The sequence below is a fragment of the Micromonospora trifolii genome, assembly GCF_022229005.1.
Lineage (GTDB): Bacteria > Actinomycetota > Actinomycetes > Mycobacteriales > Micromonosporaceae > Micromonospora > Micromonospora trifolii.
Map to the genome: position 1 here is coordinate 56405 of NZ_JAKKFD010000020.1, position 21022 is coordinate 77426.

General features: G+C 72.5%; 20 protein-coding genes. 11 read left to right on the forward strand and 9 right to left on the reverse strand.

Features of this window, described 5'->3' with window-relative positions; translation table 11 throughout:
• Positions 1–20: 20 nt before the first annotated feature.
• The gene (locus tag NIE79_RS13245) at positions 21–914 is read right to left on the reverse strand and encodes a hypothetical protein (RefSeq protein ID WP_308193176.1); all 894 of its coding nucleotides are present in this window, start codon (positions 912–914) and stop codon (positions 21–23) included.
• A gap of 150 nt (positions 915–1064) precedes the next feature.
• On the opposite strand from NIE79_RS13245, the gene NIE79_RS13250 reads away from it, so the two are divergent.
• Together NIE79_RS13250 and NIE79_RS13255 are read left to right on the forward strand one after the other, a co-directional pair.
• Positions 1065–1733, forward strand: a complete 669-nt coding sequence (locus tag NIE79_RS13250; RefSeq protein WP_238678834.1) for a class I SAM-dependent methyltransferase — start codon at positions 1065–1067, stop codon at positions 1731–1733.
• 9 nt (positions 1734–1742) lie between these two features.
• The gene (locus NIE79_RS13255; RefSeq protein WP_238678835.1) at positions 1743–2924 is read left to right on the forward strand and encodes a cytochrome P450; all 1182 of its coding nucleotides are present in this window, start codon (positions 1743–1745) and stop codon (positions 2922–2924) included.
• On the opposite strand, the gene NIE79_RS13260 is transcribed toward NIE79_RS13255, so the two are convergent.
• Positions 2898–3191 carry a hypothetical protein gene (locus NIE79_RS13260; RefSeq protein ID WP_238678836.1) on the reverse strand — a complete coding sequence of 98 codons (294 nt, stop codon included), beginning with the start codon at positions 3189–3191 and terminating at the stop codon, positions 2898–2900. The genes NIE79_RS13255 and NIE79_RS13260 overlap by 27 nt on opposite strands.
• 150 nt (positions 3192–3341) lie before the next feature.
• Between NIE79_RS13260 and NIE79_RS13265 the strand changes: the two genes are divergently transcribed.
• The 3 genes from NIE79_RS13265 to NIE79_RS13275 all read left to right on the forward strand — a co-directional run bounded on the left by NIE79_RS13265 (position 3342) and on the right by NIE79_RS13275 (position 5994).
• Positions 3342–4154: a polysaccharide deacetylase family protein gene (locus NIE79_RS13265; RefSeq protein ID WP_238678837.1), complete on the forward strand. Its 813-nt coding sequence runs from the start codon at positions 3342–3344 to the stop codon at positions 4152–4154.
• Between the two features lie 89 nt (positions 4155–4243).
• Positions 4244–5176: an ABC transporter ATP-binding protein gene (locus NIE79_RS13270; RefSeq protein WP_238678838.1), complete on the forward strand. Its 933-nt coding sequence runs from the start codon at positions 4244–4246 to the stop codon at positions 5174–5176.
• Positions 5173–5994: an ABC transporter permease subunit gene (locus NIE79_RS13275; protein ID WP_238678839.1), complete on the forward strand. Its 822-nt coding sequence runs from the start codon at positions 5173–5175 to the stop codon at positions 5992–5994. Before NIE79_RS13270 ends, NIE79_RS13275 begins: the two co-directional genes overlap by 4 nt.
• 36 nt (positions 5995–6030) lie before the next feature.
• On the opposite strand, the gene NIE79_RS13280 is transcribed toward NIE79_RS13275, so the two are convergent.
• From NIE79_RS13280 to NIE79_RS13295, 4 genes are read right to left on the reverse strand one after another with little or no spacing between them, the layout of a single operon-like run.
• On the reverse strand, positions 6031–6696 hold the full coding sequence (locus tag NIE79_RS13280) for a response regulator transcription factor (RefSeq protein WP_238678929.1): 666 nt from the start codon (positions 6694–6696) through the stop codon (positions 6031–6033).
• Between the two features lie 11 nt (positions 6697–6707).
• Positions 6708–8279, reverse strand: coding sequence for a sensor histidine kinase (locus NIE79_RS33695; RefSeq protein WP_308193177.1), 1572 nt, complete (start codon positions 8277–8279; stop codon positions 6708–6710).
• Positions 8280–8333: 54 nt separating this feature from the next.
• The gene (gene bioD / locus NIE79_RS13290; protein WP_238678930.1) at positions 8334–9038 is read right to left on the reverse strand and encodes a dethiobiotin synthase; all 705 of its coding nucleotides are present in this window, start codon (positions 9036–9038) and stop codon (positions 8334–8336) included.
• 17 nt (positions 9039–9055) lie between these two features.
• The gene (locus NIE79_RS13295; RefSeq protein WP_238678840.1) at positions 9056–10192 is read right to left on the reverse strand and encodes an 8-amino-7-oxononanoate synthase; all 1137 of its coding nucleotides are present in this window, start codon (positions 10190–10192) and stop codon (positions 9056–9058) included.
• Between the two features lie 166 nt (positions 10193–10358).
• On the opposite strand from NIE79_RS13295, the gene bioB reads away from it, so the two are divergent.
• Genes bioB through NIE79_RS13310 form a run of 3 tightly spaced genes read left to right on the forward strand, consistent with a single transcriptional unit; the run spans position 10359 to position 12062 of the window.
• Positions 10359–11354: a biotin synthase BioB gene (bioB, locus tag NIE79_RS13300; protein WP_238678841.1), complete on the forward strand. Its 996-nt coding sequence runs from the start codon at positions 10359–10361 to the stop codon at positions 11352–11354.
• A 5-nt stretch (positions 11355–11359) separates the two neighbouring features.
• The gene (bsaP, locus tag NIE79_RS13305; protein ID WP_130399817.1) at positions 11360–11551 is read left to right on the forward strand and encodes a biotin synthase auxiliary protein BsaP; all 192 of its coding nucleotides are present in this window, start codon (positions 11360–11362) and stop codon (positions 11549–11551) included.
• 4 nt (positions 11552–11555) lie between these two features.
• Entirely contained in the window at positions 11556–12062 is a 507-nt protein-coding gene (locus NIE79_RS13310; protein WP_238678842.1) for a GNAT family N-acetyltransferase, read from the forward strand.
• Position 12063: 1 nt separating this feature from the next.
• On the opposite strand, the gene NIE79_RS13315 is transcribed toward NIE79_RS13310, so the two are convergent.
• Entirely contained in the window at positions 12064–12591 is a 528-nt protein-coding gene (locus NIE79_RS13315; protein ID WP_238678843.1) for a DUF488 domain-containing protein, read from the reverse strand.
• Positions 12592–12702: 111 nt separating this feature from the next.
• Between NIE79_RS13315 and NIE79_RS13320 the strand changes: the two genes are divergently transcribed.
• Positions 12703–14856, forward strand: a complete 2154-nt coding sequence (locus NIE79_RS13320) for an acyltransferase family protein (protein ID WP_238678844.1) — start codon at positions 12703–12705, stop codon at positions 14854–14856.
• Between the two features lie 77 nt (positions 14857–14933).
• Here the strand turns inward: NIE79_RS13320 and NIE79_RS13325 are convergent, their stop codons facing one another.
• Complete coding sequence (locus NIE79_RS13325) at positions 14934–17837, reverse strand: glycoside hydrolase family 9 protein (RefSeq protein ID WP_238678845.1); 2904 nt, start codon at positions 17835–17837, stop codon at positions 14934–14936.
• A gap of 171 nt (positions 17838–18008) precedes the next feature.
• Here NIE79_RS13325 and NIE79_RS13330 point away from each other — a divergent pair, with 171 nt between their 5' ends.
• A complete protein-coding gene (locus tag NIE79_RS13330) occupies positions 18009–18260 on the forward strand; it encodes a hypothetical protein (RefSeq protein ID WP_238678846.1) in 252 nt (83 codons plus the stop codon).
• 9 nt (positions 18261–18269) lie between these two features.
• A complete protein-coding gene (locus tag NIE79_RS13335) occupies positions 18270–19835 on the forward strand; it encodes an aldehyde dehydrogenase family protein (protein ID WP_238678847.1) in 1566 nt (521 codons plus the stop codon).
• Positions 19836–19898: 63 nt separating this feature from the next.
• Here NIE79_RS13335 and NIE79_RS13340 read toward each other — a convergent pair whose 3' ends face one another.
• A complete protein-coding gene (locus NIE79_RS13340) occupies positions 19899–20963 on the reverse strand; it encodes a GNAT family N-acetyltransferase (protein WP_238678848.1) in 1065 nt (354 codons plus the stop codon).
• Positions 20964–21022 lie beyond the last annotated feature (59 nt).

The following is a 21022-nucleotide window of genomic DNA, read 5'->3' on the forward strand; positions in this document are numbered from 1 at the left end:
GCCGGCCTGATGGCCACCGATCAGCGGTGCGCCCGACGCCAGGGGTCGGCGACCGCCGGACGCTCCCAGCGCCGGTCCACCGGGGGGTCGTCGCCCCCGTCGTCGCCGCCGGCCGCGGCCCGGGTCAGGTGCCGCAGTCGCAGCAGCAGCCCCACCCCGAGGAAGAGCAGCAGCCCGCCGAGCAGGAAGGCGACCTGCACCACGCCGAACGCGCCGGACTGCGAGACCGGGCGGTTGGCCGCCGGTGGCGCGGCCTCGGCCGGGTACTCCACAGCCGGTTCCTCCGTCGCCGTACTGTCGCCCTCGGCGGGTGCGCTCGCGGATTCGGTGGGCTCCGGCGGGGTCGCCGTCGGCTTCGGCGTACTGGTCGGGGCACCGCCCACTCCCACCACCGAGCGGGTGGCGGTCTGCCGGGCCAGCAGGCGCAGGTTCGCGTCGTACGCCTCGGCGGCGAGGGTGACCCGCCCCTGGGTGACGTCCTCGGCGAAGGCCACCCGGTAGCGCGCCGTGACAGTGCGGCCCGGGCAGAGCGTGCCCGGGTCGAGCTGCCGGTCGGTCAACCGGGCCACGTCACCCTCGGTGCGGATCTCCAGCGGAAAGTCGCCGTTCTCCTCCACCCGGTCCATCTTCACCTGGTCGAGCCGGAGGCCCCCCTGCACGCTGAGCACCATCGACCAGCGCACCTTCGCGCACCTGGCGCGCCGGTCCGTCTGCGAGACCACCGCGGAGATCGTCCGCACCTGCTCACCGGCGGTGAACCGTCCCGGCAGGCCGCTCATCTCGGTCGTGAAGGCCGCCTGTGCCGGGGCGGCCACCGCCAGCTCCACCCCGCTCAGACAGGCCAGCACCACCCCTGCCCTCAGCGCATACCGCCACACCGTCACCACCGCCGTCCTCCGTTCGGTTGCCTCCACCCCGCAACGCTAGAAGCGGGGCACCGCACCGAACAGACGGGTGTGTTCGCACCGGACGGCAAGGACGGGGTGGCTTTTCACCGACCGTGGTGAACCGGTCACCGCTCCCCCGCGACACGCCGGAAGTCGGGCCGCTGGGAGAATCGCGCCGTGTCCGAGCTCTCCAGCACGTTCGTCCGGCTGCACGCCCGGCTGGCCCCGGTCCCCTTCGTCCCCGAGGTGCGCCTGCACCAGGCGGACGAGCCGATCGGCCTGTGGGAGCTGACCGAGGGCGAGTTCTCCAGCGACCGGCCGCCGCCGTTCTGGGCGTTCGCCTGGGCCGGCGGGCAGGCCCTCGCCCGCCACGTCACCGACCACCCGGAGCTGGTCGCCGGCCGGCGGGTGCTCGACCTCGCCTCCGGCTCCGGCCTGGTGGCCATCGCCGCCGCCCGCGCCGGCGCGGCGTCAGTGCGGGCCGTCGAGGTGGACGAACTGGCGGTGGCGGCGGTCGCCCTCAACGCCGAGGCCAACGGGGTACGCGTCGACGCCGAGTTCGGCGACATCCTCGACGGCGACGCCGGGGACGCCGAGGTGGTGCTCGCCGGAGACGTCTTCTACAGCGAGGCGATGGCCCGCCGGGTCCTGCGGTTCCTGCTGCGCGCCGCCCGGGCCGGCGCGCCGGCGCTGGTCGGTGACCCCGGCCGGGCGTTCCTGCCCCGGGACCGCTTCGACGAGGTGGCCGCGTACGACGTACCGGTGCCGGAGGCGCTGGAGAGTGTGCGGGTGAAGCGCACCACCGTCTGGCGGCTGCGGGCCGGGCTGCCGGGGGCCTCCGGCTAGCGTGTCCGGGTGCTGTTCCGCAGCTGGGCGCAGGTGGCCGACCCCGCATGGCCGGACGTGGCCCGGGTGCCGGACCACGTCGGCGGCACCCACCTGGTCGTGACCCGGCACGCCCTGGTCCGCCAGGTCCTCGCCGACCCGGTCACCTACCGGCCGGACAACGCGCTGGACGCTGTGACACCGATGCCGGTGACCGCGCTGCGGGTGCTCGCCGGGCACCGGTTCCGGCTGCCGCCGACCCTGGCGAACAACTCGGGCGCCAGCCATCCGCAGATCCGGGCGATCGTCGCGGAGGCGTTGCACCCCGCCCGGGTGGCCGGGCAGCGGCAGTGGCTCACCGCCCTGGTCCGGGACCGGGTCGCCCGGATCGGCGCCGCGCTCGACGTCGGCGAACCGGTCGACCTGTACGCGGACCTCGCCGCCGACCTGCCGCTGCTGGTGCTGGCCCGGCTGGTCGAGTTGCCGGACGCGCCGGTCGGCGCGGTCAAGGAGTTCGCCCGCGCCGCCCTGGAGTTGTTCTGGGCACCACTGGACGCCGACCGGCAGGTGGCGCTCGCCGCCGAGGTGGGCCGGTTCCACCGGGTACTACGTGACTTCGCGACCGTCGGTGGCGGCCTGGCCGCCGAGCTGCGCGCGGCCGGGCACCCGCCGGACGTGGTGGTCGGCGCGCTCTTCTTCCTCTTGGTCGCCGGGCAGGAGACCACCTCGCAGTTCCTCACTCTGCTGCTGCACCGGCTGGCCAACGAGCCAGCGGTCCGGGCCGGCCTGCGCACCGGCGAGATCGCGGTGGCCGACGTGGTGGAGGAGGGGTTGCGGCTGGAACCGCCGATCGTCACCTGGCGGCGGGTGGCGACGACCGAGAGCACGCTGGGCGGGACGGAGGTGCCGGCGGGCAGCAGCCTCGTGCTGTGGCTGGGCCGCGCCGGGCGGGACCCGGCGGTGGTGGACGCCCCCGACGAGTTCCGTCCGGGTCAGCGTGGATCACGCCGACACCTGGCGTTCGGGGCGGGCGCGCACCGCTGCGTCGGGGACGTGCTGGCCCGGATGGAGGCGGCCGTCGTGGTGGCCGAGGCCGCGCCGCTGCTGGACGGGGTGACAGTGCTCCGTCCGCCCTGGTGCCCTGACAATCTCACCTTCCGAATGCCGGACGCGTTCGTGGTGCGGTCAGTCAAGCGGCCCGTGGATCAGTAGCACGATGCCCCCGATGACCGCAGCGGCGCCGAAGAGGAGGACGGTGCCGCCGAAGAGGAACCGCGCGACGTGAAAGATGGGGTCCTGCCGCAGCTCGGCCGGATCACGGTCGGGCGCTCCCCACAGGCGATCCCACGAGTTCCTCGACAACCGGCGGGACTCCGCGTCGACGAACCCGAACAGGTTGAGAGTCATCGTCAGCCCGATGAACCCCAGCAGCACGCCGAAACCGACGGCAGCGAGTATCTGCATGATCCACCGCGCCATCGGCCGCCTCCGCTGATCGAATCGACTTCGATCCGAGGCTAGGCCGCCCGGGCAAGACCGCTCGAGGAGATCGCCACGGGGCACGGGTCCTGATCGTGACCCGCTATGTTTCCGGGCGTGTCATCAGCCCCTCCTCGCCGCATCCTCGCAGTGGTAACGCTTCTGGCCCTGCTGACGCTGACTTCCTGCACAGTCGGCCCCGGCCACACGATCCACGCCCGGCAGATCACCGCGGCCCAGCCGACGCCGTCCGCCCAGCCGACTCCCTCCGCTTCGCCGTCCCCGACGGCGAAGCCCACACCGGGAAGTCCGGCCTGGTACGTGTCCCAGGTACCGACCTTCCCGGAGGCGCCGCCACCGCAACCGGTGCCGCTGCCGGCGACCGGCGCAGCCCAGTTCTGGCACCGCCTGCCGACCGACCAGAAGGTCGCCTTCATCACCATCGACGACGGTGGGCTGGCCCGCCCGCCAGGAGTGATCGACTTCATCTGGGAGGCGCGCATCCCGGTGACGATGTTCCTCAACTCGCCTGCGGCGGCGGAGCACACCGACTACTTCCGGCAGATCGAGGCGGTGGGTGGGGTCGTGGAGAACCACACCATCACGCACAACTCACTGGCCGGCCGGTCGTACGACTACCAGAAGCAGGAGATCTGCGGTGCCGCCGACAGGTTGGAGGGGCTGTTCGGCAAGCGGCCCACCCTGTTCCGGCCACCGTTCGGCGAGCATGACAGCACCACGCTGAAGGCCGCGCACGACTGCGGCGCGAAGGCGGTCTTCCACTGGACCGAGACAGTCCACGAGGGGAAGGTGCGCTACCAGACTCCGGAGAAGATGGTCCAACCCGGCGACGTGCTGCTGATGCACTTCCGACCGGCGCTGATGGACGACCTGCTCGCGGCGTTGAAGGCGATCCACCGGGCCGGGCTCACCCCGGCGCTGTTGGAGCAGTACGTACGGTGAGCAATCCGCCATCGACCTGACGAAAGTCAGTGGTGGGTGGTGCCGTTCGGGCGCGGTGCGGCAGCAGGCTGCTCGCCTAGCGTCAGCGCATGATCACATTACGTGGGTTGACGAAACGGTTCGGGTCGACGGTCGCCGTCGACGCCCTGACCGTCGACATCGCGCCCGGCCGGGTCACCGGCTTCCTCGGCCCCAACGGCGCCGGCAAGTCCACCACCATGCGGATGATCCTCGGGCTGGACCGTCCCACCGCCGGGCAGGCCCTGGTCGGCGGGCGCGCGTACCGGGAGTTGCGTCGGCCTCTGCACGAGGTGGGTGCGCTGCTCGACGCCCGGGCCATCCACCCGGCCCGGTCCGGCCGGGCGCACCTACGGGCCATGGCGCACAGCAACGGCATTCCGATCCGCCGGGTCGACGAGGTGCTGGACACCGTCGGGCTGGACGGCCGGGCCGCCGCCAAGCCGGGGCGGACGCTCTCGCTCGGCATGGGCCAACGGCTCGGCATCGCCGGCGCGCTGCTCGGCGACCCACCGGTGCTGATGTTCGACGAGCCGGTGAACGGCCTCGACCCGGACGGGGTGCGCTGGGTGCGGCAGCTGATGCGGTCGCTGGCCGACGAGGGGCGGACGATCTTCGTCTCCAGCCACCTGATGAGCGAGATGCAGCTCACCGCCGACCAGCTCGTGGTGATCGGCCGGGGGCGACTGCTCACCGACGCGCCGATCGGCGAGGTGATCGCCCGCAGCACTGTCGCGGTCCGGGTCCGCAGCCCACACCCGGACGGGCTGGCCGCTCTCGCCGCGCGTCTCACCGCCGCCGGGGCGACGGTGGAGGCGGCCGACCGCAACGAGCTGACCGTCGTCGGCACCACCGCCGACCGGGTCGGCGACCTGGCCCACGAGCTGGGGGTACGACTGCACGAGCTGAGCCCGCACGCCGCGTCGCTGGAACAGGCGTTCATGGAACTCACCGCCGACAGCGTCGAGTACGCCGGCGGAACGACCGAGGGTGGGCAACGATGAGCACGCAGACCGACACGGACAGCCGTCCCGCCATCGCGCCGGCCGCAGGTGCGCCGGGCGCCTTCCGGGGTGCCGTTGCCGCCGAGTGGACCAAGCTCTCCTCGGTGCGCAGCACCTGGTGGACGGCGCTGGCCGGGCTTCTGGTGATGTTCGCGAGCGCCGGCCAACTGGCCATCTACGTCGCCAACGACAACACCAACGACGACCCGGCCGACGACCGGGGAATCGTCACCGTCGGCAGTGTGCTGATCGACTCGGTCGAAATGACCCAGTACGTGGTGCTGGCGCTCGGCCTGCTCGCGATCACCGCGGAGTTCACGAGTGGCACCATCCGCACCACGTTGCAGTGCACCCCGTCCCGTGGCCGCGTACTGCTGGCCAAGGCCGTGGTGACCGGCGTGGTCACCTTCGTCCTCGGCCTGCTGCTCGGCGGTGTCGGTGCCCTCGTCGCCCGACCGGTGCTCGGTGAGTGGGGCAGCGCACCGGCCGCCGGCACGATCGGCGACATCGTGGCGGTGGCGATCTACCTGGCGCTGATCGGCGTGCTCGCCCTGGGCCTCGGCGCCGCGCTCCGGAGTGCGGTGCTCACGCTCACAGCGCTCCTCGCCACCCTGATGATCGTGCCGCTGTCGCTCCAGGAACCGGACATCGACGTGCTGAACCGCATCGCCGACGTGTTCCCCGGTGTGGCCGGCGGGCACTTCCTGGCCGGCGACACCGAGCCGTACCCGAGCATTGTCGGCCTGCTCCTGCTCGCCGGGTGGGCCGGTGCCTCGCTACTGCTGGGCCGTGCCGCACTGCGCCGCCGCGACGCGTAGGAGATATCGGCTGAGCGGGGGCCGACCGGTCCCCGCTCAGCCGTCGACAAGCCCCGCCTCGTACGCCAGGATCGCCGCCTGCACCCGGTTGCGGACGTCCAGCCGGGTGAAGATGCTGGTCAGGTAGCTCTTCACAGTGCCCTCCACGAGGTGCAGCCGGCGGGCGATCTCGGCATTGGAGAGCCCCGCCCCGACCAGGGCCAGCACCTCCCGTTCCCGCTCGGTCAGCCCGGCCGCACGGTCCCGGGCGGCGGGTCGGCGGGCCAATCGGCCGGCCCCCAGCTCGATCACCCGGCGGGCCACCCTCGGCGACAGGTACGCCCCACCGTCGGCGACGGCGTGCACACCCGCTATCAATTCACGCGGGTCGCCGGCCTTGAGCAGGAACCCGCTGGCACCGTGCCCGAGCGCCCGGGCCACGTGGTCGTCCTCGCCGAACGTGGTCAGCATGATCGTCGCGGTGTCCGGCACCAGCCGGCGGATCTCGGCTGCGGCGGCCAACCCGTCCAGCCGCGGCATCCGGATGTCCAGCAGCGCGACCCGGGGTCGGTGCGCACGGACCAGCTCCACCGCCGCGTGCCCGTCGCCGGCCTCGGCGACCACCTCGATGCCGGGGTCGCTGGCGAGGATGGCCCGGACGCCGGCCCGGATCATCGCCTCGTCGTCGGCCAGGACGACCCGGATCGGCGGTCCCCCGGCCATGTCGGTGTCCACTATGCGATCCACTCCTTGCTGACCAGCCGGCCATCGGTGAAACAGAGCCGCCAGGTCGGCTGCGCCAGGGGAAAGTTGCCGTCGGTGTAGTACTCGCAGTCGGTCCGGTCGACCACGCTGGGGCGTTCCAGTTGCCGCCGGGGCAGGCCGGTCAACTCCGATCTGGCCGTGCCGACGCTCATCTGGTCGAAGGTGTCCCGGTCCAGCACCGTCCCGGCGGTCGCCACCGGGTAGTAGACGAACGAGAGCACCAGGGCGAAACCGACCGGTGCGACGAGCGCCACCAACAGGCTGCGCCGAACCCGCCGCCGGGCGTCGTGCAGCCGCCGCGCGGCGTCCACCGGCCGCTCCACCGCACCGGGCCGCTCGTCGGACCAGGGCGTCGGCCCGGCCTCCACCGCCGACCCGATCGCCTCGGGCGGCGGCGCGGTGGCCGGCAACACCGCCCGTACCGCGAACCCGCCGTCGGCCCGATGGCCGGCGTCGAGCGTCCCGCCGGCGAGGCGGACCCGCTCGGCGAGGGCGAGCAACCCACTGCCCTGCGACGGCGGGGCAGGCAGTGGCCCGGCCGGCGGAGCGTCGTTGACGACGGCCACCTCGACCCGGTCACCGTCGCGGGTGAGGCGCACGTCGACCGGGGCGCCCGGCGCGTACCGGGCCGCGTTGGTCAGAGCCTCCCGGACGATCCGGTGCGCCGCGTGACCGGTCATCGCCGGCAGGTCCGCGACCGCCGGGGCGGCCTCCAGCCGTACCGCCATGCCGGCCTCCCGGGCACCGTCGACCAGGTCGGCCACGGTCTCCCCGCTCGGACGCAGCGACGCGCCCCCGGACTCACGGAGCACCCCGATGATCTCGTGCAGTCGCTCGGTGGCGGCGGAGACGCTGGCCCGCAACTCCCCCGCCGCGGCCCGGTGCCGGTCGTCCAGGTCGGCGGAGACCTCCAGGGCGGCGGCGCGCAACGCGATCAGGCTGAGGTCGTGACCGAGCGAGTCGTGCATCTCCCCGGCGATCCGGGCCCGCTCCCGCAGCCGGATCCGCTCGGCGGCACCCCACTGTTCGCGGGTCAGCGCGTCGACGTGCCGACGACCGGCGTCGGCCAACTCCTGCTGCTGGCGGCGGTAGCGGCCCACCAACCAGGGGAACACGGCGGCGAAGAGCAGCACCGAGGCGAGCAGGAACCAGGTGGCCGCGCCCGCGCCGAGCAACCCCAGGTTGAGCGCCGTACCACCGGCCGTGATCAGCGCGAAGACCATGATCGCCGGACCCACTGTGGCGCTACGCCGCCCGGCGAGATAACTGAACACCGGAATGGCGAACACGAAGTTGCCATCGACCAACGACCCGAGCACCGCCAGCACCAGGGCGACCAACGGATGCCGTCGACTCGCCACCACCGCCGCACCCAGCACCAGCAGCTTGCCGACCAGCAGCGGCAACGTGTACCGCGAATAGGGCGGGCTGACCTCGGCGTAGCCCACCGGGGCGGCCACCACCGCCCAGAGCAGCACGTCCAGCAGCAGGCGACGCCGCCGGTGCAGCCAACCCGGCGGCGCGAAGTCGAGAATCCGCACGGCGGCCAGGCTACCCACGCCCGACCTGCGCGGACACCGACGAAAGTCAGGTGTTCAGCCGCTCTCCTCGGCCCAGACCCGCCAGTCGTCGAGCACGCCGTGCAGGGCCGGAGTGAGCCAACCCGGCGCGGAGCGCCGGAACACACCCGGATCCATCGCGCCGGCGCCGTCGGGCAACGCGCCGAGCAGGTTCGGCACCAGATCGGTGAGGTTCGTCCAGTGCACCAGCTCCGGCCGGGCCGGCCAGGCGCCGATCACCACACCGGCCGGCACCGCCCGACGGTCCAACGCCTCCAGGGTCAACGCGGTGTGGTTGAGCGTGCCCAACCCGGCGCGGGCGACCACCACCGCGGGCGCGCCGAGCGACACCGCCAGGTCGGCCATCGTCCACGGCTCCCCCGACGGCCGCAGCCCCATCGGAACCAGCAACCCACCCGCGCCCTCGATCAACACGAGGTCGTGCTTGTCGGCCTCCGCCCGCACGGCGTCCACCGCCGCGTACAACTCCAGCGGCGGCAGGTCGGCGACCCGCGCGGCGGCCAACGGGGCGAGCGGATCCGGGTAGCTGGCCAAGGTCCGACCGGTCAGCGGCGCAGCCAGCCGGTTGACCGCGTCCACGTCGCCGGGCTCACCTCCGGCCGTACCCGTCTGGCCCGGTTTGACCACCGCCACCCGCAGCCCGGCCGCCTGCGCGGCGGCCGCGATCGCCGCGGTCACCACAGTCTTGCCGACCTCGGTGTCCGTCCCGGTAACCAGCACCGACCCCGCCCACCCGCTCACGGTGCGGTGTCCACGATGACGTCCAGCGCCCGCTCGAACGCCGCCCGGGGCACCCCCGCGCTGACCGTGAGGCGCAGGCGGGAGCGGCTGTCCGGGGTGGATGGTGGCCGGAAACAGCCCACCGCGACGCCCCGGTCCCGGCAGTCCGCGGCCCAGGCGGTCGCCGCCTCCGGCCCCGGGGCGGTCACCGAGATCACCGCCGCGTCCGGTGCGGAGACGGTCAGCCCGGCCGCCCGCAGTCGTCCGACCGCCAGCCCCACCCGGTCGGACAGCTCGGCGCGCAGGTCGTCGCCGGCCTGGGCGAGCCGCAGCGCGGCGTGCACACCGGCGGCGACCGCCGGCGGCAGTGCCGTGTCGAAGATGAACGTGCGCCCGGTCTCGACCAGGTGCCGGACGAACTCGGCCGGGCCGGCGACAACGCCACCCGCCCCACCGAGCGCCTTGGACAGGGTGGCGGTGACCACCACGTCCGGCTGGCCGGCCAGCCCGGCGGCCGCCACCGCGCCCGCGCCGGCCGGGCCGGTCAGGCCGAGCGCGTGCGCGTCGTCGACCAGCAGCAGCGCGCCGTGACGGCGGGCCACGGCGTGCAGCCGAGCCAGTGGGGCGAGGTCACCGTCGACCGAGAAGACCGACTCGGTCACCACCACCGCCTGGCGGCCGGGAGCGGCCGCGAGCGCGGCGGCCACCGCGTCGACGTCGGCGTGTGGGGTGACCACCGTCTCCGCACCGGAGATGCGGCAGCCGTCGATCAGCGACGCGTGGTTGTGCGCGTCGGAGACGAGCAGCGTCCGAGGTTGGACGAGCGCCCGCAGCGCGCCGAGGTTGGCCAGGTAGCCGGAGGAGAAGACCAGCGCGCCGTCGGTGCCCAGCCAGCGGGCCAGGTCCTCCTCGAGGGCCCGGTGCGCGTCGGTGGAGCCCCGGACCAGGCGCGACCCGGTCGCCCCCAGCCCGTACGCCGACAGGGCCGCAGTGGCCGCGGCGATGACGTCCGGATGGGTGGCCAGGCCGAGGTAGTCGTTGCCGGCCAGATCGGTCATCCGGTCGTCGGCCGGACGCGGATGCAGTCGCCTGGTCAGCCCGGCCTTCGCCCGCAGCTCCGCGCGGCGGTCGAGCGCCGCCAGCCAGTCCGCCACCGTCACCCTCCCCCGCTGTGCGTGCCGATCAGCCCGACACCCGCCGGGCGAAATTACCACCCGCCGCCACCGGCCCGGCGATTCCACTAGGTGCGAGCTGTCCACGAACTGCCAGGGCATTCCGGCTGATCGGGGGCTCTCGCACAGGCCTAGTAGGGTACGAGCCATGCCAGAGATCCTCGACCAGGCCCGGACCCAGGTCCTGGGTGACGGTGTCGGCCTCGATCAGGCCGGCATCCTCGCCGTGCTGAACCTGCCCGACGAGCACCTGCCCGCCGCCCTCCAGCTCGCTCACGACGTGCGGATGCGCTGGTGCGGCCCGGAGGTCGAGGTCGAGGGGATCGTCTCGCTCAAGACCGGCGGCTGCCCGGAGGACTGCCACTTCTGCTCGCAGTCGGGCCTGTTCACCTCGCCGGTGCGCTCGGTCTGGCTGGACATCCCGTCGCTGGTCGAGGCGGCGAAGCAGACCGCCGCGACCGGGGCCACCGAGTTCTGCATCGTCGCCGCGGTCCGCGGTCCGGACGACCGCCTGATGAAGCAGATGCGCGAGGGCGTCGCCGCCATCAAGGCAGCTGTCGACATCCAGGTCGCCGCGTCGCTGGGCATGCTCAGCAAGGAGCAGGTCGACGACCTGGTCGACATGGGCGTGCACCGCTACAACCACAACCTGGAGACCTGCAAGTCGTACTTCCCCAACGTGGTCACCACGCACTCGTGGGAGGAGCGCTGGGAGACGCTGCGGATGGTGCGCGACTCCGGCATGGAGGTGTGCTGCGGTGGCATCCTCGGCCTCGGTGAGACCGTCGAGCAGCGGGCCGAGTTCGCCGCGCAGCTCGCCGAGCTGAACCCGCACGAGGTGCCGCTCAACTTCCTCAACCCGCGTCCCGGCACCCCGCTGGGCGACCGTCCGGTGGTGGAGGGCAAGGACGCGCTGCGGGCCATCGCCGCGTTCCGGCTGGCCATGCCGCGCACCATCCTGCGGTACGCCGGTGGTCGCGAGATCACCCTCGGCGACCTCGGCACCCGCGCTGGTCTGCTCGGCGGCATCAACGCGGTGATCGTCGGCAACTACCTGACCACGCTGGGTCGACCGGCAACGGCCGACCTGGAGCTGCTCGACGAGTTGAAGATGCCGGTCAAGGCGCTGTCCGCCACGCTGTGACGACAATGACGACGACCGAGCTGTGGTGCGACAGGTGCGGTGAGTCGGCGACGGCCACCGCCCACCCGGCCTGCGCGTCGGCTCGCCAGTTGGAGCCGCCCCGGTTCTGCCCCCGCTGCCGTCGCCGGATGAAGGTGCAGGTGCTGCCGGTGGGCTGGTCGGCGGTCTGCGTCGAGCACGGCGAGATCCGGGGCTGAGCCGGTGCTGCGAGGGCGGGCGGTGACACTACGACCGGCGACTGTCGCTGACGTGCCAACCCTCGCCGCGATCCGGGCCGACCCGGAGGTACGCCGGTGGTGGCGGGGCGGCGACGACCTGGCCGACTCCGTGCGCGCCGACCTCGCCGACGACGACCTGCACGTGTACGCGATCGAGCACGACGGCCGGGTGATCGGCGCGATCCAGTGGTACGCCGAGGCGGACCCGGACTACCGGCATGCCAGTCTGGACGTCTTCCTCGACCCGGCGGAGCGCGGCGCCGGCCTCGGTGGTGACGCCATCCGCACCCTGGCCCGACACCTGATCGACGAGTACGGTCACCACCGCTTCACCATCGACCCGGCCGCGGCGAACAGCGCCGCCATCCGGGCGTACGCGAAGGTTGGTTTCCGCCCGGTCGGGGTGCTGCGCCGCTATGAGCGCGGCGCGGACGGCCGCTGGCACGACGGCCTGCTGATGGACCTGCTCGCCGACGAACTGGTGGAGTGACTCAGTCGTCCCACAGCAGGTGGCCGTCGGGCAGTCGGCGGGCGCCCTCGGCCGGCCGGTGCGGGCTGAGGCGGCCGTTCGGCATCAGGTGCGCCACGGGGACTTCGCTGCCCAGCGTCGCGACGTCGGCGATCAACCGCCGGTGGCAGCGCCACCACACGCTCTCGCTGCACATGATGGCGGTGGTCCGACGATCCGCCTCGGCGAGCACCTCGGCGAGTGCGTCGTCGAACTCGGCCGTGCGGGTGTGGGCGGCGTACGCCCGGAACGCCGCGACGGTCCACCAGGTGTCCGGCTCCGGCTCCCCGGCGGGGACGTGCCGTCGTCCGCCGAGCCGCGGTTCCCAGCGGTAGTCGACGCCCCACTCGGGTAGCCATCGTTCGAGTTCCTCGCGGCGGACGTCCGGGTTGGTGCGGCTGGCTGGGTATCGCCGGACGTCCACCACCTGGGTGATCCCGGCCCCGGTCAGCAACTCTCCCAGCCGGCCCCGATCGGCAGCGCCGTGCCCGACGGTCAGCAATTCCCGCACCACTGTGGCTTGCCCGGAATCCCGCGGACCTATCCACCCGGGTCGGTCAGGACACCGCTCCATTTGCGGCATTTATCCCCTAACACCCCGATCGGGCTTATCGTGCCTGGAGTGAGAGTGGAGACGAGGAGACCAACCACGAGCGCCGGCCCGATCATCGCGGGCCGGTTCCGTGGCGACATCGAAGGGCTGCGTGGCCTCGCGCTGGTGCTGGTGCTGGTCGGGCACGCGGGCATCTCCGCCCTCCCCGCGGCGTTCGTCGCCGTCGACGTCTTCTTCGTGATCTCCGGCTTCCTGATCACCGGACTCCTCGTCGACGAGATCCGCCGGACCGGCGGAATCCGCATCGTCGACTTCTACGCCCGACGCGCCAAGCGCCTGCTGCCGGCCGCCACCGTCGTCCTCGTGGCGAGCCTCCTGCTCACCTACCTCTTCCTGCCCCCGATCCGGTGGTCCGAGACTGCCCGGGATGCCCTGGCCAGCGCGGTCTACGCGATGAACTGGCGTCTGGTGGAGCAGTCGACCGACTATCTACGCTCCGAGGAGGCGCCCAGCATTGTTCAGCACTTCTGGTCGCTCGCCGTGGAGGAGCAGTTCTACCTGGTGTGGCCGCTGCTCCTGCTCGTCGTCGCCCTCGCGGTTTCGCGCCGCACGTCCCGGCACACCGACGCGCGGCCGTCGATCTCGGGCAGTCGGCCGGGCGGACACAGCGGGCCGTTCCTCGGCGACCGGATGTCCCGGTGGCTGCTCGCCGCCTTCGCCCTGGTCGGCATCCCGTCGCTGGCCTGGTCGATTCACCTGAGTCAGACCGAGCCCGCGCGGGCGTACCTCGTCACCACCACCCGGATGTGGGAACTGGCGTTGGGCGGTGGCCTGGCGATCCTGGGTGGACATCTGTCCCGGCTGCCGCGGCCCGCAGCGATCGCGCTCGGCTGGGCCGGTATGGCCACTGTCGCCCTCGCCGCGATGCTGATCCGACCGGAGACGGCCGCCTACCCGGGATATCTGGCGTTGCTGCCCACCCTCGGCGCGGTCGCGATCATCGCGGCCGGGCCCGGCGCCGGACGATACGGGCCGGCCCTGGTGCTCAACAGGCGGCCGACCCGCGCGGTCGGTGCGGTGTCGTACTCGTGGTATCTGTGGCACTGGCCGCTGCTGGTGGTGGCGGAAGCCCGGTGGGGGCCGCTGGGAACCACTGCCGGGCTCGCGATGATCCTCTGTTCGGCGGTCCCGGCGGTGCTGACCTACCACCTGGTGGAGAATCCGTTCCGGTACGCACAGTTCTCCAGGGCCCGCGTGTTGCGAATGGGACTGGCCGCCACCAGCGTCACAGTCCTCACCGGAATCGGACTGCAACTGGCGGTCCGACCACCGGTCTCGGCCCAGGCGCCACTCGCCGGCGGTGCTTCGCCGACTGCGTCGCCCGGGGGCGAGCGGGCTGCGGCACCGGTGGACCGGTTCGCCCGCATCACACCCGATCCGCTCGAGGCCCGCGACGATCTGCCCGACGTCTACCGGGACGACTGCGTCACGCAGGCACAGGAGGCAGGCCTGCGCAGCTGCACCTACGGTGACAGTGACTCGGCGGTCGAGGTGGCGGTGGCCGGTGACTCGCACGCGGCGCACTGGGTGCCGGCCCTCCAGGTCATCGCGGCGGAGCGCGGCTGGCGGCTGGTCACCTACATCAAGACGACGTGTTCCTTCCTGACCGCGCCGATCAGCATCGCCGGGCGGCCGGACCCCAGCTGCACGGAATGGAACCGGAATCTGCGAACCGCGCTCACCGGCGAGCGGCGACCCCGGCTGCTCATCGTCTCCAGCGTGACCCAGATTCCGTTGGTGGACGGCAGCCCACCGCCACCGGGCCCGGCGACGGCGGATGCGCAGACGGCCGCGTTGTCGCAGACCTGGTCGGAGGTGACCAGGGCCGGCGTACCGCTGGTGGTCATCCGGGACACCCCGTCGTTCAAAGTCGACATCGCCGAGTGCGTCTCGGCCCATCGCGAGCGGCTCACCGCCTGTGCGCAGCCCCGGGAGCGCGCGCTCACCTGGGGCATACCGCAGGAGCGCGCCGCGACAGCGGTGCCCGACGCGCGCCTGGCCGATCTCAACGACGTCATCTGTCCCACCGAACCGTGCCCTGCGGTGATCGACGGGTTGCTCGTCTACCGGGACGCCCATCACCTGACCGCCACGTACGCCCGCAGCCTCGCCCCGCGGCTGCACGACCGGTTGCGCGAACTCGTGTCACCACACCTGCCGTAGCGAGGCATTGCCGCAGATCGTGGACAGTTTCCGTTACGGGACAACGGAAACTGTCCACGATCTCGTGGCGGTGCCGGTCAGGCGATGGCGCAGGAGGTGTTGTTGACGGTGAAGGCTGTCGGTTTCGGGTTGGCGCCGCTGAACGTGCCGTTGAAGCCGAAGCTCACCGACGCGCCCGCCGCGATCGTGCCGTTGTAGGACAGGTTCGTGGCGGTGACTGCCGCGCCGCTCTGGCTGATCGTCGCCGACCAGCCCTGACCGACGCTCTGCCCACCGGCGAAGCTGAACCGCAGGGTCCAGCCGTTTATCGCTGTGGTGCCGGTGTTGGTGATCGACACGTTGGCGGTGAAGCCGCTGCCCCAGTCGGTGGTGGCGTACCCCACGGTGCAGGTGCCGCCGACCGGCGGGGCCGCGGTGGTCACCGCGACCGGCGTGGATGCCGCGGAGGTGTTGCCCGCCGCGTCCACTGCCACCACGTAGAACTGGTACGCCGTCGAGGCGGTCAACCCGGACACCGCCTGGGTGGTGCCGGTCGGCGACCCGACCAGCACGTCGGTGGCGCCGGCCTCGCGGTAGACCCGGTAACCGGTGACGCCCACGTTGTCGGTCGACGGGGTCCAGGCCAGTGTGAGCCCGGTGGCGGTGACGGCCGAGGCGACCGGCGTGCCGGGGGTGCTCGGCGGTGTGGTGTCGGCGGTGCCGGCCGGTGGCGTGGTCACGCTGAGCTTCGGCGAGGCGGCCGACTCGTTGCCAGCGCCGTCGCGCGCCACGATGGTGTACTCGAACGTCCGCTCCGGCAGCAGCGTGGTGATGGTGATCGAGTTCTCGGTGACCCGTCGGGTCGCCACCACGTCGTTACCGACCATGAACTCGCGGACGTCGTACCCGGCGAGGCCGCTGCCGCCGCTGTCCGTGGAGGGCGCCCAGGTCAGGGTGACCGACCTCGGCGTCAACTGCGACGCCACCGGGGTACCGGGGACGGTCGGCGCGGTGGTGTCCGGTACGACAGGGCCCGGCTCCTCGCCCCAGACGCGCGTGGCGCCGGAGTAGAGCGGCACCTTCCGGTTGGGCCCGGCTGTGGCCTGGTACGACGGGTCGTTGGTCGGGTTCCAGGTGCCGCCCTCCGGCACGCCGATCTTGAACTGGACCTCCATCCGGTGCTGCGACTGACCCGCCGGTGCGATGGTGTGCCCGGCGCAGTCCACCTCGACGTACCAGATGTCGCCGCTGAACTGCTTCGCGGTGGTCGGGGACGGGCAGCCCTGGGTGTAGCCGGCGGTGACCTGCACCGGGCCGGTGCCGTCGGGTCGGAAGTAGTACCGGAACCGGCCGTCGGTCAACGCGCGAGCCGGGAACGCCGACTTGTTGTAGACCATCACCTTGAGCCCGGTGGCCCGAGGTTCGGCCTGCGTCACAGTGGTCTCGACGGTCAGCTCGTCGATGTCCGGCGTCTCGGCGACCGGGAAGTTCGCCAGTGGCGTGCCGCCGTACTCGGAGGTCAGCCGGACCAGCGCGGACGTGAAGCCGGCGTTGTAGTCGGTGGCCACCTCGTTCATCACGTAGTCCGAGCGGCTGTCGCTGTACGCGTCGTTGGCCGAGGACGGGCCGCCCACCAGCGCGCCGTAGAGGGTGTGCCGGGTCTCGACGGGCACCGTCTGGCTGTCCCACCAGGAGCCGTGCGCGGTGCGGTGGTGCGGGTTCTTCGGTGCGTTGGCGCCGAACCCGATGACGTAGCTGGAGTTGCGCGGGTTGTCGCCGAGCGCGTAGTTGATCTGCCGGACGGCGAAGTCGTGGTAGCGCGCCTTGCGGGTGGCGTCGGTGGTCTTGTCGCTGTAGACCAGCGCGGCGAAGGAGGTGTTCGCGGCGTAGCGCAGCGCGCCCCAGGAGTCGAGCACCGCCATTCCGCCCGGCGAGTACGGCACCCGCTGCCCGTTCACCCCGACGGTCCAGTAGTCCAGCCACCGGTTGGCGTCGTCGACGTACTTCTGCTTGCCGGTCAGGTTGGCCAGCAGCACGTACGCGCCGAACTGCTTGTTGTCCCAGGCGATGGTCCACTTGTAGGAGCGGGTGGTGGACTGGTTCTCGGTGCCGAGCTTGTCGTACTCACTCTCGGCCCTGGTCAGGTAGCTGGCCTCGCCGGTGGCCCGGTGCAGCCAGATCGCGGCCCAGACCAACTCGTCCTGCCAGCCGCTCCAGGAGCGGTAGAAGCTCGTGGCGTCGGTGATGCACTCGTGGTAGGCCTTCCGCACCGTGTCGGCGAAGGTGTAGAGCTGCCGGGCGTGCCCGAGCAGCTTGTCCGCGTAGGTCGCGTCGGTGGGCCGGAACACCATCGAGGAGGCGGCCATCGCGGCCGCCGTCTCCCCCGCCAGGTCCGCGCCGCCACAGCTCGCATCGATCTTGTACGCGGGCCGCGCCATCGGCATCACCTCGGCCGGACCCCACCACTTGTGGTCGTCGTCGCCCTTGCCGACCTGTCCGTAGAGGACGTTGGCCGACGGGTGCGCCTTGATGAAGTAGTCGTTGACGAAGCGCAGGTTGTTGAGCAGGTGCGGCAGTTGCCCGGACGAGGTGTAGCCGCTGCGGTATTCGACAGCGCCCCAGGCGAGCATCGTGGCGCTGAACGCCATCGGGAAACCGAACTTGACGTGGTCGCCGGCGTCGTACCAGCCGCCGGTGAGGTCCACTCCCGCGCTGGCGCCGTCGGTGAGCGCGCTGTCGCCGCGCCAGGAGACCCGGTTCCAGTCGGGCAGTCGACCGGACTGCTGCGCCTCGTAGAAGAGCAGCGACTTCTGCAACGCCTCGGCGTAGTTGTAGGTCGCCGCAGGCGCGGCGGAGGCGGGCGCTGACGGTGGTGCGGTCACCGCGAGGGACGCGCCGGTGAGCAGCGCGACGCCGAGGGCCAGCAGCCGCCGCGGCCAGGGCTGGTCGGCGGCCGGCGACCGGCCGGGCTGGCCGCTGAACGGCCGGGTCAGGTGGCGCATGGCGGACTCCTGTCGGAGGCGCCGCCGACGGTCGCACCGACGCGGGACGGCGTACGGGCGGCACGGCCACCGGCGACAGCGGGGTGGCGGTGTGACCACGGGTCATGGAAGCGCTCCCATGGATAACCGACAATGTAATGGGCGGGTCGTCGGTTGGGAAGCCTGCCGACCGTGACCGACGCGTGCGGCACCGCTTCCGTACTCGTGAGTAACAATGCGCAGCATCTCACGCCATCGACGTTCTTCGATCAATGTGCGGCGTTTGCGCAGCTCACTGCCGAAGCTTCCGGAAAGATGCTCGCGCTGTTCGAGCGCTTCGGCGGCCAGCCAGACAAACGTACTGTTGCTGACCCACTACGAAGCGCGAGACAGTACCGCTCACCAGCGGTGCCGTCGACGCCGCCGCTCCCTGGTCAACCCTGAGGAGAAGCGATGGCACTACGACTCGCCGACGACACCGCCTGGACCGACATCCTGGCCCGCGCGGTGGCCGTCACCCCGGAGGCGTTCGGCGCCGAGGTCGACGGCGTCACCACACTGCACAACCTGGTCGAGGGCCAATGGCGGGCGGTCGGCCAGCCGGCCGCGGTCCGCACCCCGGTGGACGACACAGTCCTCATCAACCTGCCCCGCCTCGACGCGACCACCGCGCGCGCCGCGGTCGCCCACGCCGCCGCCGCGCACCGGACCTGGGCCCGGACCCCGCTTGCCGACCGCAAGGCCCGGGTCGCCGAGGCACTGGACTCGCTCACCGCCCACCGCGACCTTCTCGCCCTGCTGCTGGTCTGGGAGATCGGCAAGCCGTGGCGACTGGCCTGCGCCGACGTGGACCGGGCGCTCGACGGCGTCCGCTGGTACGCCGACGAGATCGACCGGATGCTCGCCGACGGCCGCGAGCCGCTGCCCGGCCCGGTCAGCAACATCGCGTCGTGGAACTACCCGATGAGCGTGCTGGTGCACGCCGAACTGGTGCAGCTCCTGGCCGGCAACGCGGTCATCGCCAAGACACCGTCCCAGGGCGGCGCGGTGTGCCTGACCGTCGCGCACGCGCTGATGCACCGGGCCGGGCTGCCCGCCACGCTCATCTCCGGCAGCGGCGGGGAGCTGTCCGAGGTGCTGGTCCGGGCACCCGAGATCGGCGCTGTGGCGTTCGTGGGCGGCCGGTCCAACGGCGGCAAGGTGGCCGCCGCGCTGCTCGACAGCGACAAGCGGCACCTCATCGAGCAGGAGGGCCTCAACGCCTGGGGCATCTGGAACTTCTCCCAGTGGGACCTGCTCGCCGCCCACCTCAGGAAGGGCTTCGAGTACGGCAAGCAGCGCTGCACCGCGTACCCCCGGTTCGTGGTGCAGCGCGACCTGGTCGACGAGTTCCTCGACATGTACCTGCCGGTGGTCCGCTCCGTCCGCTTCGGTCACCCGCTCGCCGTCGGCGACGACTGGGCCGCCGGTGACCCACTGCCCGAGCTGGACTTCGGGCCGCTGATCAGCGCGGCCAAGGCCGACGAGCTACGCCGCACCGTCGACGAGGCGGTCCGCGGCGGCGCGATCCCCCTGCACCGGGGCAAGCTCACCGGCGCGCCGTTCCTGCCCGGGCAGGACACCTCGGCGTACGTGGCGCCGTCGGTGTTGCTCGCCCCGCCCGGACGGTCCCGGCTGATGCACGCCGAGCCGTTCGGTCCGGTCGACACGATCGTCGTGGTGGACACCACCGACGAGCTGCTGGCCGCCATGAACGCCTCCAACGGCGCACTGGTGGCCTCGCTGGCCTGCGACGACACCGACGAGGCCGGCAAGCTCGCCGTGGACCTTCAGGCGTTCAAGGTGGGCATCAACAGGCCGCGCTCCCGCGGTGACCGGGACGAACCGTTCGGCGGCCGGGGCGCCTCCTGGAAGGGCGCGTTCGTCGGCGGCGACCTGCTGGTGCAGGCCGTCACCGTCGGTGGCGACAGCCGGCTCTACGGCAACTTCCCCGACTACAACAGGTACCCCACCACCTGAGCACCGGAGCGGGAGAGGCCCCCTTGTGGACGCGCGACGCGCACAGGGGGCTCTCGTCGGGCCCTAGGCGAACGCGCCCTTCCGGTCCGCCGCGGCGGCGACGGCGAGGGGGACGGTCAGGGTGAGCAGCCCGCCGTCGCGCTCCACCACAGTGGGCCGCCCCAGCCGGTGCAGCGTCCGCAGCATCGGGTCGTTGGTGGCCTGGACGTGCAGCACCAGCGCCGCGTACCCAACGCGGTCGGCGTGCTGAATCACGCGGCGCAGCAACGCCGAGCCCAGCCCGCGCCGCTGCCAGTCGTCGCGCACCAGCAGCGCCACCTCGGCCTCGTCGCCCTCGCCGAGCAGGTTCGCCATGGCGACCACCGACCCGGCAGTGCCATCGGAGCCGGTGGTGCTGGCGATCAGCGTCAGCCCTCGGCTCGGCTCCAGCAGTCGACGCAGCCGGGCCGGCTGGGGCAGCGCCGCCCCGCCCAGGTAACGCCGCTGCCGGCTGCGCGGTGAACACGCCCCGTGCAGCTCCAGCACGCCGGACAGATCCTGGGCGTTGGCCGGCCGGACTGCCACCTCCGCGCCGTCGGGCAGCACCACTGTGACCTGTTCGGTGGCCCGGCGCGCCACAGTGGCGGCCAGCTCGACCAGGGCCTGCGCCCGCGCGTACTCCGCCGGGGTGAAGTCGGGCGCGGCCCGGCGCAGCGCGAACGAGCCGCCGGCCGGGTCGGCCAACAGCATGCTGGCCCCGGTTATCCCCCGTTCGACGCCGACCGACGCTGGTCGCCAGCTGACGACGTCGGCGGCGAGCAGGGTTCGCAACGCCTCGCCCGCCGCGTCCGGGTCACGCACCAGCCGGTTGGCCAGCCCGAGCACCCGGGTGGGCTGGTCGGCCAGACCACGCGCCTCGCTGCGCGCCACCCAGCAGTCCCGGCCCCGACCCCGCTCGACGGCGGCGATCAGCTCGGCCTCGTCGAGCGCGTCCGGCGCGTCGACCAGGAAATCGTCCACAGCGCCCTGTTCGGTGGGCTGCACCTGCACGCTGAGGATGTTGACCCCACGCAGCGCGAGGCTCGCCGTGAGCACCGACAGGTAACCCGGTCGGTCGTCCACAGTCGCTCGGATCCGCCACAACGTCATGGTTGGCTCCCTTCCCCGGTAAGAGCCTCACCCCCGCCTGTTGCCGCCCGGTTGCCCGG

Bases quoted from the DNA above. Each gene is read 5' to 3' on its own strand.
- NIE79_RS13325 (WP_238678845.1), bottom strand. From the start codon at position 17,837: ATGCGCCACCTGACCCGGCCGTTCAGCGGCCAGCCCGGCCGGTCGCCG.
- NIE79_RS13340 (WP_238678848.1), bottom strand. From the start codon at position 20,963: ATGACGTTGTGGCGGATCCGAGCGACTGTGGACGACCGACCGGGTTAC.
- NIE79_RS13270 (WP_238678838.1), top strand. From the start codon at position 4,244: ATGATCACATTACGTGGGTTGACGAAACGGTTCGGGTCGACGGTCGCC.
- bsaP (WP_130399817.1), top strand. From the start codon at position 11,360: ATGACGACGACCGAGCTGTGGTGCGACAGGTGCGGTGAGTCGGCGACG.
- NIE79_RS13335 (WP_238678847.1), top strand. From the start codon at position 18,270: ATGGCACTACGACTCGCCGACGACACCGCCTGGACCGACATCCTGGCC.
- NIE79_RS13275 (WP_238678839.1), top strand. From the start codon at position 5,173: ATGAGCACGCAGACCGACACGGACAGCCGTCCCGCCATCGCGCCGGCC.
- bioB (WP_238678841.1), top strand. From the start codon at position 10,359: ATGCCAGAGATCCTCGACCAGGCCCGGACCCAGGTCCTGGGTGACGGT.
- NIE79_RS13260 (WP_238678836.1), bottom strand. From the start codon at position 3,191: ATGGCGCGGTGGATCATGCAGATACTCGCTGCCGTCGGTTTCGGCGTG.
- NIE79_RS13280 (WP_238678929.1), bottom strand. From the start codon at position 6,696: ATGGCCGGGGGACCGCCGATCCGGGTCGTCCTGGCCGACGACGAGGCG.